We start from the raw sequence: 14,863 nt of genomic DNA, 5'->3' as shown, positions 1-14,863 counted from the left end.
GCGCCATCGCGATGCGGTTCGAAAGCTGCACACCAGCCAGATCGATCGGATCAAACGCAGTGGTCATAACTGTCCCCTCCAAAAGTTATTGGCCAGCCAAGTAATCGGGCCGGGAGCCACTGTAGCTCATTACTTGGCCAGCCAACATAATGGAGGGGAACCTTTCCCCAGCGAAGGAAGACCTCATGCCCGGCACCGCCCCGCAGAGCGGCACAGCCGCCTCTCCCGCCCCCTCCGCACGCCCCGCGTGCGGCGGCCAGGTCAGCCACGCCATCGCCCGCGTCGCCCGGGCCCACCGCACCACGGCCGGGCACCTGCTGCGCCGCCTCGGGCTCTACGCGGGACAGGAGCTGCTGATGATGCGCCTGTGGGAGGCCGGGCCGCAGCGCCAGTCCGAACTGATCAAGCTGCTGGAGCTCGACCCCTCGACCGTGACCCGCATGGTCCAGCGGCTGGAGCAGGCCGGGCTGATCAGCCGCTGCGCCCACCCCGGCGACCGCCGGGCCGTCCTCGTCGAGACCACCCCGGCGGGCGAGGCCCTGCGCGAGGAGGTGGAGCAGGTCTGGCGGGACCTCGAGGAGCGCACGGTCGCGGGCCTCACCGAGGCCGACCGCGCCGAACTCTCCCGGCTGCTGTCCCTCCTGGAGCGCAACCTCACCGCCGGCTGAGCCCGTTGCGCCGTCCGCGCGCGAACCCGCGCGGACGCGCAGGGCGCTGCGGAAGGCGGGCATGCGAAAGCCCCCGTCGGATACTCCCGACGGGGGCTTTCATGTGCTGTGGACCTGAGGGGATTTGAACCCCTGACCCCCTCGATGCGAACGAGGTGCGCTACCGGACTGCGCCACAGGCCCTTGCAACGAGTGAAACTCTAGCATCCCCATCGGGGTGCTCGGAAATCCGCTCCCCCGCGACCCCTCGCTGGTCAGCGCCGGGCCGGTCCCCCGGGGTCACTCGTTGGCGGCGCGGGGGCGGTCGTCGTCGGCGTACTGGTCGAAGAGCGGCGTGCGGCCGCGCTCGCGGCGGGGGCGGCGGTAGCGGGCGGGGCGGCGCTCCTCGACGGCGGGCTTGCGGTCGGCGGCCGGCTCCACGGTGCTGGAGCGGGCGGAGCTCCAGGCGTCCGCCGAGGCGCCGGTGGCACGCGGGGCGACCGGGGCCGAGACGTACGTCGGCAGCGGCACCGGCACGGGCTCCCAGCCCTCGCCGGTGCCCCGGTCGCGCTGCTGGTCGACCCACTCGGCGTGGTCGGTCTCCTCGACCACGGCGCGGCGCCCCGCGCTGTGGTCCGGCATCGCCGGCGGCGCGGGGGTCTGGTGGTGGACAACGGTGTCAGCGGCGGCCGCGTCGCTCTCGGGCGCCGCCGCGTGAGGGCGGGCACGGCCCTCACGCAGGCGTTGGGCGGCCTGTTCGGCGCGGCGCTGGTCCATGGTGAAGGCGAACCGGCGGCGTTCCTGGATCCGCAGATAGACGATGTACGCGCTGAGCAGCGCCGCGGGCGCCGCCGGGGCCCACAGGAACGCCAGGCCGCCGACGCCCGCGACGACCGCGCCGAGGGTGAAGGCGAGGAAGAGCAGCACCGTGGTGCGGCGGCGGCGGGCGAGGACCTTGGAGCGGCGGGCCCGCTCGGCGGCGGTCTGGGCGGCCGTCTGCGCGGCGGCGTTCTGTGCCGCGGACGGGGCGGCCGGGCTCGCGGGGGCGGCCTGCTGGACCGGCTCCGCGGCGGGCGCGGGCGCGCCGAAGGACCGGACGGCGACCGTGTCGGTCGCGGCGTCCGGCTCGGGCGCGCCGAGCTCGGACCCCGTGGGGTCCGTCGGCGCCGGGGCGTCGCCGGAGGCGCGCCCCTCGAGGTCCTTGGCGTAACGGCGCTCCATGCCCGCCCGTCCGGACAGAAGCCGGATGGCTGTGCTGAAGCGTTCCGTCGGACGGGCTTCATTGAGCTCGTCCTGCCTACGGAGCCACATCGGCACCAAGTAGGCGGCCCAGGCCCCGACGATGACTGCGTAGATCAGGCCGCTGCTGCTCACCCTTCACACGGTAGAGGGGTACGCGCGGGGGATTCCGCCAATTGGCGCGGTGTGTCGCACGATCCGGCTGATATCTCGAACTTTTTTTGTGATTGTTGAGACCGGAACGCTGCGAATACCGTCAATTGACAGTCGATTTCGAACGTTTATTTTATTTCCGGGGAGCGCCGGTGCCACCGGGCCACCAGCCCCTCCGGGACCTCGTCGGCGGTCAGCGCGTAGACCAGGTGGTCGCGCCAGGCGCCGTCGATGTGGAGATAACGGGGGCGCAGCCCCTCCTCGCGGAATCCGAGTTTCTCCACCACCCGGCGGCTGGGCACGTTCTCCGGCCGGATGCACACCTCGACGCGGTGCAGCCCGACGCGGTGGAAGCAGTGGTCCACCACCAGCGCCACGGCCGTCGGCATCACGCCCCGGCCCGCGACGGCCTCGTCCACCCAGTAGCCGACGTGGGCCGAGCACATCGAGCCCCAGGTGATCCCCGCCACGGTCAGCTGCCCCACCAGCCGCCCGCGGTACTCGATCACGAACGGCAGCATGCGCCCGGCGTGCGCCTCGGCGCGCAGATGCCGGACCATCTGCCGGTACGTGGGTCGCTGCGCCGGGGGCACGCCCGGCGGTGGCGGGGGGATCGTGGCCTCCCAGGGGCGCAGCCAGTCGCGGTTGCGCTGGTTGACCTCGCGCCACGCCCGCTGGTCGCGCAGCTTTATCGGGCGCAGGGCGACATCGCCGTCCGTCAGCGTCACCGGCCAGAAGTTCATGCGGTCACCCGCCCGACACCGCTCATGCGCTCACCCCGGTCACCGGCCGGTCGCTCGGGCCGGACGCTCATGCGGAGGGGCGGGAGTGGTCACCGCCGTGGATCTGCTCCACCGCGTGCACCAGCAGGCGCTCCAGCACGGCCAGCCCGTCGCGTACCCCGCCGGTCGAACCGGGCAGGTTCACGATCAGCGTGCGCCCCGCGACCCCGGCCAGGCCCCGCGAGAGCGCCGCCGTGGGGACCTTCGCCAGCCCTTCGGCCCTCAGGGCCTCGGGGATGCCCGGGATCTCGTAGTCCAGGACCCGCCGGGTCGCCTCGGGGGTGCGGTCGGTGGGCGAGATGCCCGTGCCGCCCGTGGTCAGCACCACGTCGTACGCGCTCGCCACCGCCTCGCGCAGGGCGGCCTCCACGGGATCGCCGTCGGGCACCACGCGCGGGCCGTCGACGGTGAACCCCATGGCCTCGAGCCCCGCCGCCAGCAGCGGGCCGCCCTTGTCGGCGTACACGCCCGCGGCCGCCCGGTTGGACGCCGTCACGACGAGCGCTCTCACGCGCGGCTCCACTTCCCGGACTTCCCGCCCGTCTTCTCCTCGACGCGGATGTCGGTGACGACCGCGCCCTTGTCCACGGCCTTGACCATGTCGACCACGGTCAGCGCGGCGACGGAGACCGCCGTCAGCGCCTCCATCTCCACGCCCGTGCGGTCCGTGGTCTTCACGGTGGCGAGGATCTCGACGGCGTCGTCGGCGACCGCGAGGTCGACCGTGACGCCGGAGAGGGCGAGCGGGTGGCACAGCGGGATCAGCTCGGGGGTGCGCTTGGCGCCCATGATCCCGGCGATGCGGGCGGTGGCGAGGGCGTCGCCCTTGGGGACGCCCTCGCCGCGCAGCAGCTCCACGACGCGGGGGGAGACGAGCACCCGGCCGCTCGCGCGGGCGGTGCGCGCGGTGACCTCCTTGGCGGAGACGTCGACCATGCGGGCCGCGCCCGTGTCGTCGAGGTGGGTGAGATGCTCCTGGGCGCTGCTCATCGTTCTCCCGGTCCGGGCCCCTGTGGTGCCTGTGGGCAGCCACCGTACCCGGCGGGGCGGGCGGTCAGTCGAGAAGGACCACGTCCACTTCGGCGCCCGCGGCCAGCGAGGTGGCCGCCTCGGGCACGACGATCAGGGCGTTGGCGTCGGCGAGCGCCTTGACCAGGTGGGAGCCCGCTCCCCCGACCGTGGTCACCTTGCCGTCGGCGTAGTGGCCGCGCAGGTACTGCCGGCGGCCCCGGGGCGAGGACGCGACCCCTTGCGGGCACACCGCGCGCACGGTCCGGCGGTCGCCGAAGGGCGCGAGCCCCATGAGCGCCCGGACGGCGGGCCGCACGAAGAGCTCGAAGGAGACGTACGCGCTGACGGGGTTGCCCGGCAGGGCGAACAGCGGGGTGCGGTCGGGGCCGATGCGGCCGAAGCCCTGGGGCTTGCCGGGCTGCATGGCCAGGCGGCGGAAGGAAACCTTCCCCTCCTCGGCGGTCAGCCCGGAGAGGGTCTCCTTGACCACGTCGTACGCGCCGACGCTCACTCCCCCGCTGGTGACGACCGCGTCGGCGCGCACCAGCTGGTCCTCGAGGGTGGACCGCAGGGTGGCGGGCTCGTCACCGACGGCCCCGACGCGGTACGCGATGGCGCCGGCGTCGCGGGCGCAGGCGGTGAGCATGAAGCTGTTGGAGTCGTGGATCCGCCCGGGCGCCAGGGCCTCGCCGGGCGGGACCAGCTCGCTGCCGGTGGACACCACGACGACGCGGGGCCGGGGCCGGACGGTCACGGAGGGCCGGCCGATGGCAGCGAGGAGGCCGATCTGGGCGGGGCCGAGGACCGTGCCCGCGCGGACGGCGATCTCGCCGGCGCCGACGTCGCTGCCGCGGTCGCGGATGTGGGCGCGGGCGGCGGCGGGGCGGTGGACGCGCACCTCGCCGAGGCCGGGACCGTCGCCGTCCGCGGCGGGCCGCCCGGCGGCCATCGCGTCGGCCGGGCCGCCGCCCGTGCCGCCGTCGGTCCACTCGACCGGCACGACGGCCTCCGCCCCGGGCGGCACCGGCGCGCCGGTCATGATGCGCACGGCCTCGCCGGGGCCGACGGTCGGCAGCTCGCCGCTGCCCGCCGCGATGTCGCCGACGATGGTGAGCACCGCCGGGAACTCCTCGCTCGCCCCCTCGACGTCGGCGACCCGGACCGCGTAGCCGTCCATGGAGCTGTTGTCGAAGGGGGGCAGGGCGGCGGGGACGGTGACGTCCTCGACCAGCACACAGCCCTGGGCGTCGAGCAGTTGCAGCTCGATCGGCTCCAACGGGCGGATCTTCCCGAGGATGTCGTCGAGGTGCTCGTCCACCGACCAGAGACGGTCCGTGTCCGCGGCGGTGGCGGTGGGCGTGCCCGTGCTGGTGCTCAAAGCGCTACATCTCCTCGGTGACGTAACTGCGAAGCCAGGCCCGGAAGTCCGGCCCCAGGTCCTCACGTTCGCATGCCAGTCTGACAATGGCACGCAGATAGTCGCCACGGTCCCCGGTGTCATAGCGGCGGCCCTTGAAGACCACGCCGTGCACGGGCCCGCCGAGGCCCGGCTCGGCGGCCAGCGCCTGGAGGGCGTCGGTGAGCTGGATCTCGCCGCCGCGGCCCGGCTCGGTCTCGCGCAGCACGTCGAAGACGGCCGGGTCGAGGACGTAGCGGCCGATGACGGCGTAGTTGCTGGGCGCCTCTTCGGGGTCGGGCTTCTCGACCAGGCCGGTGATCTGGACGACGCCCTCGGTGTCGGTGGGCTTGACGGCCGCGCAGCCGTAGAGGCCGATCTGGGCGGGGTCGACCTCCATGAGGGCGATCACGCTGCCGCCGTGCAGGCGCTGGATGTCGACCATGTGGGACAGCAGCGGGTCGCGGGCGTCGATCAGGTCGTCGCCGAGCAGGACGGCGAAGGGCTCGTCGCCGACGTGCGGGGCGGCGCACAGCACGGCGTGGCCCAGGCCCCTGGGGTCGCCCTGGCGGACGTAGTGCATGGTCGCCAGGTCGCTGGATTCCTGGACTCTGGCGAGCCGGGACGCGTCGCCCTTGCGGCGCAGCATTTCCTCGAGCTCGTAATTGCGGTCGAAATGATCCTCAAGCGGCCGCTTGTTCCGTCCGGTGATCATGAGCACGTCGGACAGACCCGCGTGCACCGCCTCTTCCACCACATACTGGATCGCCGGCTTGTCGACCACCGGGAGCATCTCCTTGGGGGTGGCCTTGGTGGCCGGGAGAAAGCGGGTTCCGAGCCCGGCGGCAGGGATGACAGCCTTGCTGATCCGAGGGCGCGATTGAGTCATGAGCCGAACACTATCCGTTGCGTTTGGGCGGAAGATGTTACTCCGCCGAGTATGACCTGAGGCGAGGAGTTTGTACGAACAATGATCGAAGGCAATGCGTTTCCAGGCCCTCCCCAGCCTAATAAGAGCGGGTTGCGGCGGTCCCTCCTGGCCGTGAGATCGGGGTTGACCTCGGATGACATCGCGGCGGCCGAGGCCGCCCTGGGGCGGCGGGCGCTGGAGCTCCCCGAGCTCGCCGGGGCGCGGACGGTGGCCGCCTACGTCTCCGTGGGGAGCGAGCCGGGCACCCGTGCGCTGCTGGACGCGCTGCGCGCGCGGGGCGTGCGCGTCCTGCTGCCGGTCCTGCTGCCCGACAACGACCTCGACTGGGCGCTCTACCGGGGCGCGGACCACCTCGTCCGCGCCTCCAAGGGCCTGCTCGAGCCCGACGGCGAGCGCCTGGGCCCCGACGCCGTCACCGGGGCCGACGCCGTGCTGCTGCCCGGGCTGGCGGTGGACGGGCGCGGCCTGCGGCTGGGCCGGGGCGGCGGCTCGTACGACCGGGTGCTGGCCCGCCTGGAGCGGACCGGGGCCGATCCGGCGCGCGTGGTCCTCCTCTACGACGACGAGGTGGTCGCGCGGGTCCCGGAGGAACCGCACGACCACCCCGTGCACGCGGTGGTCACCCCTGGCGGGGTGCGCCGCTTCGGCTAGCGCCGAGGCCGGCTACGGCTTGAGCGTGAGCGTCGCGTCGCCCGACTTCTTCACCGCGTCCGCGCTGAAGGCCCACGGCAGCAGCTCGCCCTTGGCCCACTTGTCCGTCTGGTCGTAGTAGTGGGCGTTGTACGCGTGGCCGGAGGCGCCGGTGAGGTTGATCCAGCGGGACTTGTCGAGGTCGTCGAGGTTGACGACCATCCGCATGGACGGCACCCAGATCACGTCGTAGCCGCCCGCCGCGTTCCAGCCCGCCGCGTTGACCGCGGCCTCGCCGCCGGCGAGGTTCCAGGGGCCCCGGTTGAGCATCCACTTCACGATGCCGGGGCCCTCCTTGCCGAGGGTCTGGTTCTTCAGCGTGAGCTGGTGCAGCCGGCCCCAGCTCCAGGACGTGACGTCCTTGCCGAGCTTGGAGGTGAGCTCCCAGCGCGCGTCCTTCATGGCCCGCTCGAGCAGCTCGTCGCGGTTCTTGGCGCCCGGGTTGGTGCGGGTGCCGTTGGTCTTCCACCAGGAGTCCCCGGGCTTGTCGAGGATGCCGCGGACGACCTCGAACCAGCGGTCGCCGCCGTCCGGCTGCGCGTTGTCGGGCTCCCGCTCGCCGCACTCCAGGACCAGGCGGGTGTTGCCGTCCAGGTCCTCCTGCGGACGCGAGTCGTCCGCAGGCCGCACCCGCAGGCACTGGTCCTTGACCCGCAGCTCCTTGGGGAGCTTGTTGCCGAAGGCCAGCTTGAGGGTGTTGCGCCAGACCGCGTTGAAGTACGCGGCGGCGGCCGAGTCGGCCTCCTGGTTGTAGTCCCAGTCCTTCAGCAGCTTCTGGGCCTCGCGGACGTACTTCGTCTCGCGCTCGTTGGCGCCCTTGACGTCGATCTTCAGCAGGTAGGGCGTCAGCAGCTTGGCGATCTCGCTGCTGTTGTCCAGCTGCATCTTCTGCATGTCGTCCGTCGAGATCTTCCCGCCGTCCTTGATCTTCGACTGGATGAGCTCGTTGATCCGCTGGCTGCGGGCGCCGTAACCCCAGTCCTGCGTGAGCAGGTAGGGGTACTTCTTGTCGGCGACGGCCTGGTTGGCGGTGACGATGTAGCCGCGCTGGGGGTTGTAGTCGTACGGCAGCGCGGACTGCGGGATCCAGCCGGTCCACTGGTAGGCCGGGTCCCAGCCGGGGGCCGGGTAGCGGCCGTCGGCGACCGGCGTCTGGGCGTCCGGCTTGCCGTCGGTCTTCGCCTCGTCCTTGGCGTCGTCCTTGGCGTCGATCCGGCCGTCGCCGTTGGTGTCGGTCCGGGCGGTCGTGCCGTTCTGGCCGGTCTGGGCGCCGTTCTGGCCGGTCTGGCCGTTCGCCTGGTCCTCGCCCTTGGCCTCGCCGGCCTTGCCGCGGACCGGGATGCGGCCCGGGGCCTGGTAGCCGATGTTGCCCTTGGTGTCGGCGTAGATCAGGTTCTGCGAGGGGACGTCGAAGTCGGCGGCCGCCTTGCGGAAGGACTGGAAGTCGTTCGCCTGGTTCAGCGCGAACAGGCCGTCCATGGTCTTGCCCGCGTCCAGCGCGGTCCAGCGCAGCGCGACGGCGTAGCCGTCGGCGCGGTCGGGGGCCGGGTCCTTGACGGGCGCCTTCGCGCCCACCTTGACGAGCTCGTCGTTGCGGTCGGAGACGATGGGGCCGTTGTTGGTCTCGCGGACGGTGATCTCGCGGCTCTTCTCGCCCGCGACCTTGATGGTCTCCTTGCGGGTGACGAACGGCTTCTGCTTGCCGTCGTAGAGGTAGGAGTCGGCGGTGACCTTCTCCAGGTAGAGGTCGGAGACGTCCGCGCCCAGGTTGGTCATGCCCCAGGCGATGTCCTTGTTGTGGCCGATTATCACGCCCGGCATGCCGGAGAAGGTGTAGCCGGCGACGTCGTACGGGCACTGGGCGCCGGTCTTGGTGCAGTGCAGGCCCATCTGGTACCAGAGCGAGGGCATCTGCGGCGCGAGGTGCGGGTCGTTGGCCAGCAGCGGCTTGCCGGTGGTCGTGTACTTGCCGGAGACGACCCACGAGTTGGAGCCGATGCCGTTGCCGCTCGGGCCGAGCAGCGCCGGGACCTTCTCCAGGGTGCTCGACAGCGAGGACAGGCTGGAGCGCAGCCCGCCGGCCGCGGCGCCGCCGGTCGCGGCGTTCTGGCCCGCGCCGGACTGGGTGCCGGCGCCCGCGGCGCCCTTCGGGTCGTACGTCTTCGTGGCGGTATCGACCGATCCGCCCTCGGTGATCGGCTTGTTCCGGTCGTACGGGTACGCCGGGTACAGCTGCTCGATCTGCTGCGGGCTCAGCCGCGAGGAGGCCAGCGACCGGTCGATCTCGTCCTGCATGTTGCCGCGCAGGTCCCAGGCCATGGCCTTGAGCCAGGCGACGGAGTCGACCGGGGACCAGGCCTCGGGCTTGTAGTCGTTCTCGAACTCCAGCGCCGCGTACTCGACGGAGAGCGACTTGCCCTTGTGGTCCTTGAGGTAGGCGTTGACGCCGTCGGAGTACGCCTGGAGGTACTTCTTGGTGGCCGGCGACAGCTTGGTGTCGTACTCCTGCTGCGCGACCCGGCGCCAGCCCATGGTGCGCAGGAAGGCGTCGGTCTCGACCTGGCCGGAGCCGAACATCTCGGAGAGCCGTCCCGCCGTCAGATGGCGGCGGACGTCCATCTCCCAGAACCGGTCCTGCGCCTGGACGAAGCCCTGGGCGCGGAAGAGGTCCTCGGAGTTGTCCGCGTAGATCTGGGGGATGCCGTGGTCGTCCCGGACGACCTTCACCTCGCCCGACAGTCCCTTGAGCTTCAGGGTGCCGTCCGTCGTGGGGAAGGAGGCGCGCACCGTACTGACGCTCCAGTACGCGCCGAAGGCGACGCCCGCCACGAGCAGCAGCACGAATGTGATCACGAGCAGGCGGGCGCGTCGCCCCTTCTTCTTCTTGCCGGGGCCGTTCTTGTTGGCGGGCATCGCTGTCCTTAGAGGGGCAGGGTGGTCCTGGAAATGCTGGAAGCAACCATAGGCGCAGGGCGACGAAGGCCCGGACGCGGTGCCGCCTCCCGTGCCCGGCCCGGGGACCTCCCCGTCGCGGCCGCGTCAAGAACCCGTAAAATATTAGATTAGGAAACGAACTTCCCATCGGCTGGCGAAACGTTCCGGTCGGTCGGCGGAAGAGACCGTGTCAAGACCTCGTGAAGGGACCGGCCCCTGACTGTCCACCACCTCAACGAACTCCTGCTGATCTGCTCGCTCGTTCTTCTCGTCGCGGTGGCGGCGGTACGGGTCTCCTCGCGCAGCGGGCTCCCCAGTCTGCTCATCTATCTGGGCATCGGCGTCGCCATCGGCCAGGACGGCATCGGCGTCTCCTTCAATGACGTCGGCCTCACCCAGGTCATCGGCTACGCCGCCCTGGTCGTGATCCTCGCCGAGGGCGGTCTCGGCACGAAGTGGCAGGAGATCAAACCCTCCCTGCCGGCCGCCGCCGTGCTCTCCACCTTCGGCGTCGCCGTGAGCGTCGGCGTCACCGCGGCCGCCGCGCACTACCTGGCCGGCGTCGACTGGCGCCAGTCCCTGATCATCGGTGCCGTCGTGTCCTCCACGGACGCCGCGGCCGTCTTCTCCGTCCTGCGCAACGTCCCGCTGCCCGGCCGGCTGACGGGCGTCCTGGAGGCCGAGTCCGGCTTCAACGACGCCCCCGTCGTCATCCTCGTCGTGGCCTTCTCGGCCGCCGGACCTGTCGACGACTGGTACGTCCTGCTCGGCAGGATCGCCCTGGAGCTGGCGATCGGCGCGGCCGTCGGCCTCGCGATCGGCACGCTGGGCGCCTACGGGCTGCGCCACGTCGCCCTGCCGGCCTCCGGCCTCTACCCCATCGCCGTGATGGCCATCGCCGTCACCGCCTACGCGGGCGGCGCGCTCGCCCACGGCTCCGGCTTCCTGGCCGTCTACCTCGCCGCGCTGATCCTCGGCAACGCCCGCCTGCCGCACTGGCCGGCCACCCGCGGCTTCGCCGAGGGGCTCGGCTGGATCGCCCAGATCGGCATGTTCGTCCTGCTCGGCCTGCTGGTCACCCCGCACGAACTGGGCGACGACATCATGCCCGCGCTCGTGGTCGGCCTGGTGCTGACCGTGGTGGCCCGGCCCGTGTCGGTCTTCCTGAGCACGGCGCCGTTCCGCACGCCCTGGCAGGAGAAGGTGCTGCTGTCCTGGGCGGGGCTGCGCGGGGCGGTGCCCATCGTCCTGGCCACCATCCCCATGGTGGCCGGGGTCCAGGACAGCCGCCGGATCTTCAACATCGTCTTCGTGCTGGTGATCGTCTACACCCTGGTGCAGGGCCCGACCCTGCCGTGGCTGGCGAGCCGGCTGCGGCTCGGCGAGAACGAGGCGGAGGACCTGGGCATCGAGTCCGCCCCGCTGGAGCGGCTGCGCGGGCACCTGCTGTCCGTGGCCATCCCCGAGGGCTCGAAGATGCACGGCGTGGAGGTCTCCGAGCTGCGGCTGCCCCCGGGCGCCGCCGTCACCCTGGTGGTGCGCGACGGGGCGAGCTTCGTACCCGGGCCCACGACCGTCCTGCGGCGCGGCGACGAGCTGATGGTCGTGGCCACCGACCCGGTGCGCGACGCCACCGAGCGGCGGCTGCGGGCGGTCGGCGAGGGCGGCAAGCTGGCCGGCTGGCTGGGCACGGGCAACGGCGTGGGCGATGCGGTCGCGAAGCCGAAAGCAAAGTGGGGTCTGGTGAAGAAGAAGTCGGTTAAGTAAGCTATTCACTTATTCACGTGCGTAACAGGAGCTTCGTTACGCACCGTGTCTGACCTACACACCGAACCAACTCTGCCTGATGCAGGGCTGGCGCGACCGCACGGCGGCCGCGGTCGCGTGGCCTTGAGCCACTAGGCGGCCGGATAGGCATCTACCACGGTCCTGCGCGAGAGGACAGCTCTCGGCGCGCTCCGTGCGACACCCGTCCGGAGCGTGCTACCAGGCGGCGGAAAGGCCAAGGCCGTGGCATCCACGGTCAACGACTCCGCTGGGGCCCGCCCCGGATACGGACAGCTGCTGCGCACCCGCGGCGCCTGGACGTTCCTGCTCCCCGGCTTCCTGGCCCGGCAGCCCTTCGCGATGCTGACCATCGGCATCCTGCTGCTGGTCAACGACACCACCGGCTCGTACGGCACCGCCGGCACCGTCTCGGCGACCGCCGGCGTGGCCATGGCGCTCTTCGCGCCGCAGAGCGGCAAGCTCGCGGACCGCTTCGGCCAGGCCGCGGTGCTGATCCCCGGCGTCGTCGTGCACGCCGCCACGATCTCGCTGCTGACGGTGCTCGCGCTGTCGCACGCGCCCCTGTGGGCGCTGCTGGCGGCCGCCGTGCCGGCCGGCGCCTCGACCCCGCAGATCGGGCCGATGGTGCGGGCCCGGTGGGCGAACAAGCTCGAGGGCTCGCCGCTGATGTCCACGGCGGCGGCCTTCGAGTCCGTCACCGACGAGTTCACCTTCGTGATCGGCCCGGTGCTGGCCACCGCGCTGTGCACCGGCGTCCACCCGGCCGCCGGCCTGATCGCGGAGGCCGTGCTGACCCTGGCGGGCGGCCTGCTCTTCGCCTCGCAGCGGCGTACGCAGCCGCAGGCGAGCCGCCTGGCACCCGGCACGGCGGGCGACAAGCGCGCCTCCGCGCTGTCCGTGCCCGGCGTGCGGGTGCTGGCGGTCGTCATGCTCGGCATCGGCACGGTCTTCGGCGGCATGCAGGTCTCGATGACCGCCTTCACCAAGGAGCTGGGCGAGCCGGGCCTGAACGGTCTGATGTACGGCGCCTTCGCGGCCGGAAACATGATCGCCGGCATCGTCTGCGGCATCGTGGCGTGGAAGATCAGCCCGCAGCGCCGGCTGCTGATCGCCTACCCCCTGCTGGTGCTGGCCACCACCCCGCTGTGGGCGGCGCACTCCATGCTCCTGCTGGGTGCCGTCGGCCTGGTCGTGGGCCTGTGCATCGCGCCCTCGCTGATCACCGGCTACACGCTGGTGGAGAAGCTGGTCCCGGCGAACGCCCGCACCGAGGCGTTCACCTGGCTGACGGGCGCCGTCGGCCTGGGCCAGGCGGCCGGCGCGACCGTCGGCGGCCGGCTGATCGACGCCCACGACGCGAGCACCGGCTTCCTGGTGCCGCTGGGCGGCACGGCGATCGCCCTGGTGGTGCTGCTGCTGGCGCGCAAGGCGCTCACTCCGCGCTCGGAGTCGGTCGTCGCGGCACGTGGAGTCGGTCACCGTGAGCCCGTTTCGGTGGACTGACGGACCGGAATACTGCACTATTGAGCATCGTTAGCACTCATTGAGTGAGAGTGCCAGGAGGAGCAAGTGCCGACTTACCAGTACCAGTGCACCGAGTGCGGCGAGGGCCTCGAGGCGGTGCAGAAGTTCACCGATGACGCCCTGACCGTGTGCCCGCAGTGCGACGGACGCCTGAAGAAGGTGTTCTCCGCGGTCGGCATCGTCTTCAAGGGCTCGGGCTTCTACCGGAACGACAGCCGCGGCTCGTCGTCCAGCAGCAGCCCGGCGGCGAAGTCGTCGACGTCCACGTCGGCCGGCTCGTCGACCGCGTCGTCCTCCGCGTCGAAGAGCGCTTCCTCCACGAGCACCGCCTCGTCGGGTACGAGCAGCAGCTCGGCCGCCTGACGCGCTGACGCGTCTCCTTGTGCACCGGAGCCCGTCGCCCCTTCGGGGGTGACGGGCTCCGTCGTATGCCCGGACGAGCTCCGGCGCATGCCGGGACGAGGCGGGGGCGGGCGGAGCGGGGCCGCTAGGGTGACCGCATGGCCGACACGATCAGCGCATCAGCAGGCACGGCGGAGATAGGCGTCATCGGCGGATCGGGGTTCTACTCCTTCCTCGAGGACGTGACCGAGGTCACGATGGAGACGCCGTACGGGGCGCCGAGCGACTCGCTCTTCCTCGGCGAACTGGCCGGCCGGAAGGTCGCCTTCCTCCCCCGCCACGGACGCACCCACACCGTTCCGCCGCACCGCATCAACTACCGCGCCAACCTCTGGGCCCTGCGCTCGCTCGGCGTGCGCCAGGTGCTGGGGCCGTGCGCGGTGGGCGGGCTGCGGGAGGAGTACGGGCCGGGGACGCTGCTCGTGCCGGACCAGCTGGTGGACCGCACGAAGGCCCGCACGCAGACCTTCTTCGACGGGACTCCGCTGCCCGACGGCACGGTCCCGGAGGTGGTGCACGTGACCTTCGCGGACCCGTACTGCCCCGTGGGGCGCGCGGTGGCGCTGGGCGCGGCGCGCGGGCGCGGCTGGGAGCCGGTGGACGGCGGGACGATGGTGGTGATCGAGGGGCCGCGCTTCTCGACCCGCGCCGAGTCGCGCTGGCACGCGGCGCAGGGCTGGTCGGTGGTCGGCATGACCGGGCACCCGGAGGCGGTCCTCGCGCGCGAGCTGGGGCTCTGCTACACCTCGCTGTCGCTGGTCACGGACCTGGACGCGGGGGCCGAGACGGGTGACGGCGTCACCCACGAGGACGTGCTGAAGGTGTTCGGCGAGAACGTGGGACGGCTGCGCGAGGTGCTCTTCGACGCGGTGTCGGCGCTGCCGAAGACCGAGGACCGCGACTGCCTGTGCACCCACGCCCACGACGGCTGGGACCTGGGCATCGAGCTGCCGTAACGCTTGCGGGGTGCGGATTGCCGCAACCGTTGCGGGCTGTGGACCGCCGTAACCGTTACGGGCTGTGGGCTGCCGTCACCCCCGCGGGGCATGAGGTTTTCCACAACCGGACGGTCGTCCACAGGCCCGGGCGGGGGCCGGGAAAAGCCGGGATCGTGAGGAGCGCCGAGAACGAGCTCGCGTTCCTCACGAAAGGCGGTGGCCCGGCATGCCTGCTCCCACTCCCCCTCTCCCGCCCCCGTGGACGCCCCCGCGCCGCCGGGTGCCGCTCTTCGCTCCGGTGCGCCCGGGCGGGCGGCGCGGCCGCCATCGCCGGTGGACGGCGGCAGCGGCGGCCGGGCTGACGGCGGTCGTCGTGTGCTCACCGGCGGTGGCGCGGCTGGCCCCCTGGCACCTGGGCTGATCGGCCA

14 protein-coding genes and 1 tRNA gene are annotated in these 14,863 nt (G+C 72.1%); 7 read left to right on the top strand and 8 right to left on the bottom strand.

All coding sequences use genetic code 11. The features are described from left to right. Nucleotides 1-185 precede the first annotated feature (185 nt). Nucleotides 186-668, top strand: a complete 483-nt coding sequence (locus tag IE295_RS31220; protein ID WP_190067151.1) for a MarR family winged helix-turn-helix transcriptional regulator — start codon at nucleotides 186-188, stop codon at nucleotides 666-668. Nucleotides 669-777: 109 nt separating this feature from the next. Here the strand turns inward: IE295_RS31220 and IE295_RS31215 are convergent. The 7 genes from IE295_RS31215 to galU all read right to left on the bottom strand — a co-directional run bounded on the left by IE295_RS31215 (nucleotide 778) and on the right by galU (nucleotide 6,117). Further along, nucleotides 778-851: transfer RNA gene (locus IE295_RS31215), tRNA-Ala, on the bottom strand. Nucleotides 852-947: 96 nt separating this feature from the next. Then, nucleotides 948-2,021 carry a divisome protein SepX/GlpR gene (gene sepX / locus IE295_RS31210; RefSeq protein WP_190067150.1) on the bottom strand — a complete coding sequence of 358 codons (1,074 nt, stop codon included), beginning with the start codon at nucleotides 2,019-2,021 and terminating at the stop codon, nucleotides 948-950. Nucleotides 2,022-2,167: 146 nt separating this feature from the next. Next, complete coding sequence (locus IE295_RS31205) at nucleotides 2,168-2,782, bottom strand: GNAT family N-acetyltransferase (RefSeq protein ID WP_190067149.1); 615 nt, start codon at nucleotides 2,780-2,782, stop codon at nucleotides 2,168-2,170. Between the two features lie 67 nt (nucleotides 2,783-2,849). Then, nucleotides 2,850-3,344, bottom strand: a complete 495-nt coding sequence (locus tag IE295_RS31200; RefSeq protein WP_190067148.1) for a MogA/MoaB family molybdenum cofactor biosynthesis protein — start codon at nucleotides 3,342-3,344, stop codon at nucleotides 2,850-2,852. After that, nucleotides 3,329-3,811, bottom strand: coding sequence for a cyclic pyranopterin monophosphate synthase MoaC (moaC, locus tag IE295_RS31195; protein WP_190067147.1), 483 nt, complete (start codon nucleotides 3,809-3,811; stop codon nucleotides 3,329-3,331). The genes IE295_RS31200 and moaC overlap by 16 nt, the downstream gene beginning before the upstream one ends. 64 nt (nucleotides 3,812-3,875) lie before the next feature. Further along, entirely contained in the window at nucleotides 3,876-5,210 is a 1,335-nt protein-coding gene (glp, locus tag IE295_RS31190; protein WP_224323492.1) for a molybdotransferase-like divisome protein Glp, read from the bottom strand. 4 nt (nucleotides 5,211-5,214) lie between these two features. After that, nucleotides 5,215-6,117 carry a UTP--glucose-1-phosphate uridylyltransferase GalU gene (gene galU, locus IE295_RS31185; protein ID WP_190067145.1) on the bottom strand — a complete coding sequence of 301 codons (903 nt, stop codon included), beginning with the start codon at nucleotides 6,115-6,117 and terminating at the stop codon, nucleotides 5,215-5,217. A gap of 81 nt (nucleotides 6,118-6,198) precedes the next feature. Between galU and IE295_RS31180 the strand changes: the two genes are divergently transcribed. Further along, nucleotides 6,199-6,810 carry a 5-formyltetrahydrofolate cyclo-ligase gene (locus IE295_RS31180; RefSeq protein WP_190067144.1) on the top strand — a complete coding sequence of 204 codons (612 nt, stop codon included), beginning with the start codon at nucleotides 6,199-6,201 and terminating at the stop codon, nucleotides 6,808-6,810. A gap of 12 nt (nucleotides 6,811-6,822) precedes the next feature. Here the strand turns inward: IE295_RS31180 and IE295_RS31175 are convergent, their stop codons facing one another. Next, nucleotides 6,823-9,762 (bottom strand): penicillin acylase family protein, encoded by a 2,940-nt coding sequence (locus IE295_RS31175; RefSeq protein WP_190067143.1) that lies wholly within the window; start codon nucleotides 9,760-9,762, stop codon nucleotides 6,823-6,825. A 237-nt stretch (nucleotides 9,763-9,999) separates the two neighbouring features. Between IE295_RS31175 and IE295_RS31170 the strand changes: the two genes are divergently transcribed. The 5 genes from IE295_RS31170 (at nucleotide 10,000) to IE295_RS31150 (ending at nucleotide 14,856) form a co-directional block, all read left to right on the top strand. Then, nucleotides 10,000-11,550 carry a potassium/proton antiporter gene (locus IE295_RS31170; RefSeq protein WP_190067162.1) on the top strand — a complete coding sequence of 517 codons (1,551 nt, stop codon included), beginning with the start codon at nucleotides 10,000-10,002 and terminating at the stop codon, nucleotides 11,548-11,550. A 243-nt stretch (nucleotides 11,551-11,793) separates the two neighbouring features. Beyond that, nucleotides 11,794-13,074, top strand: a complete 1,281-nt coding sequence (locus IE295_RS31165; RefSeq protein WP_190067142.1) for an MFS transporter — start codon at nucleotides 11,794-11,796, stop codon at nucleotides 13,072-13,074. Nucleotides 13,075-13,140: 66 nt separating this feature from the next. Next, nucleotides 13,141-13,458: an FmdB family zinc ribbon protein gene (locus IE295_RS31160; protein WP_190067141.1), complete on the top strand. Its 318-nt coding sequence runs from the start codon at nucleotides 13,141-13,143 to the stop codon at nucleotides 13,456-13,458. A 137-nt stretch (nucleotides 13,459-13,595) separates the two neighbouring features. Then, nucleotides 13,596-14,453 carry an S-methyl-5'-thioadenosine phosphorylase gene (locus IE295_RS31155; RefSeq protein ID WP_190067140.1) on the top strand — a complete coding sequence of 286 codons (858 nt, stop codon included), beginning with the start codon at nucleotides 13,596-13,598 and terminating at the stop codon, nucleotides 14,451-14,453. 208 nt (nucleotides 14,454-14,661) lie between these two features. Next, entirely contained in the window at nucleotides 14,662-14,856 is a 195-nt protein-coding gene (locus IE295_RS31150) for a hypothetical protein (protein WP_190067139.1), read from the top strand. The last annotated feature ends 7 nt before the right edge of the window (nucleotides 14,857-14,863 follow it).

This window comes from Streptomyces griseocarneus (assembly GCF_014655595.1).
GTDB classification, from domain to species: domain Bacteria; phylum Actinomycetota; class Actinomycetes; order Streptomycetales; family Streptomycetaceae; genus Streptomyces; species Streptomyces griseocarneus.
The sequence above is the reverse complement of the archived record's forward strand: the minus strand, read 5'-3'. Positions and strand labels throughout refer to the sequence as shown.

Bases quoted from the DNA above. Each gene is read 5' to 3' on its own strand.
- IE295_RS31220 (WP_190067151.1), top strand. From the start codon at position 186: ATGCCCGGCACCGCCCCGCAGAGCGGCACAGCCGCCTCTCCCGCCCCC.
- IE295_RS31205 (WP_190067149.1), bottom strand. From the start codon at position 2,782: ATGAACTTCTGGCCGGTGACGCTGACGGACGGCGATGTCGCCCTGCGC.
- moaC (WP_190067147.1), bottom strand. From the start codon at position 3,811: ATGAGCAGCGCCCAGGAGCATCTCACCCACCTCGACGACACGGGCGCG.
- galU (WP_190067145.1), bottom strand. From the start codon at position 6,117: ATGACTCAATCGCGCCCTCGGATCAGCAAGGCTGTCATCCCTGCCGCC.
- IE295_RS31180 (WP_190067144.1), top strand. From the start codon at position 6,199: ATGATCGAAGGCAATGCGTTTCCAGGCCCTCCCCAGCCTAATAAGAGC.
- IE295_RS31175 (WP_190067143.1), bottom strand. From the start codon at position 9,762: ATGCCCGCCAACAAGAACGGCCCCGGCAAGAAGAAGAAGGGGCGACGC.
- IE295_RS31155 (WP_190067140.1), top strand. From the start codon at position 13,596: ATGGCCGACACGATCAGCGCATCAGCAGGCACGGCGGAGATAGGCGTC.
- IE295_RS31150 (WP_190067139.1), top strand. From the start codon at position 14,662: ATGCCTGCTCCCACTCCCCCTCTCCCGCCCCCGTGGACGCCCCCGCGC.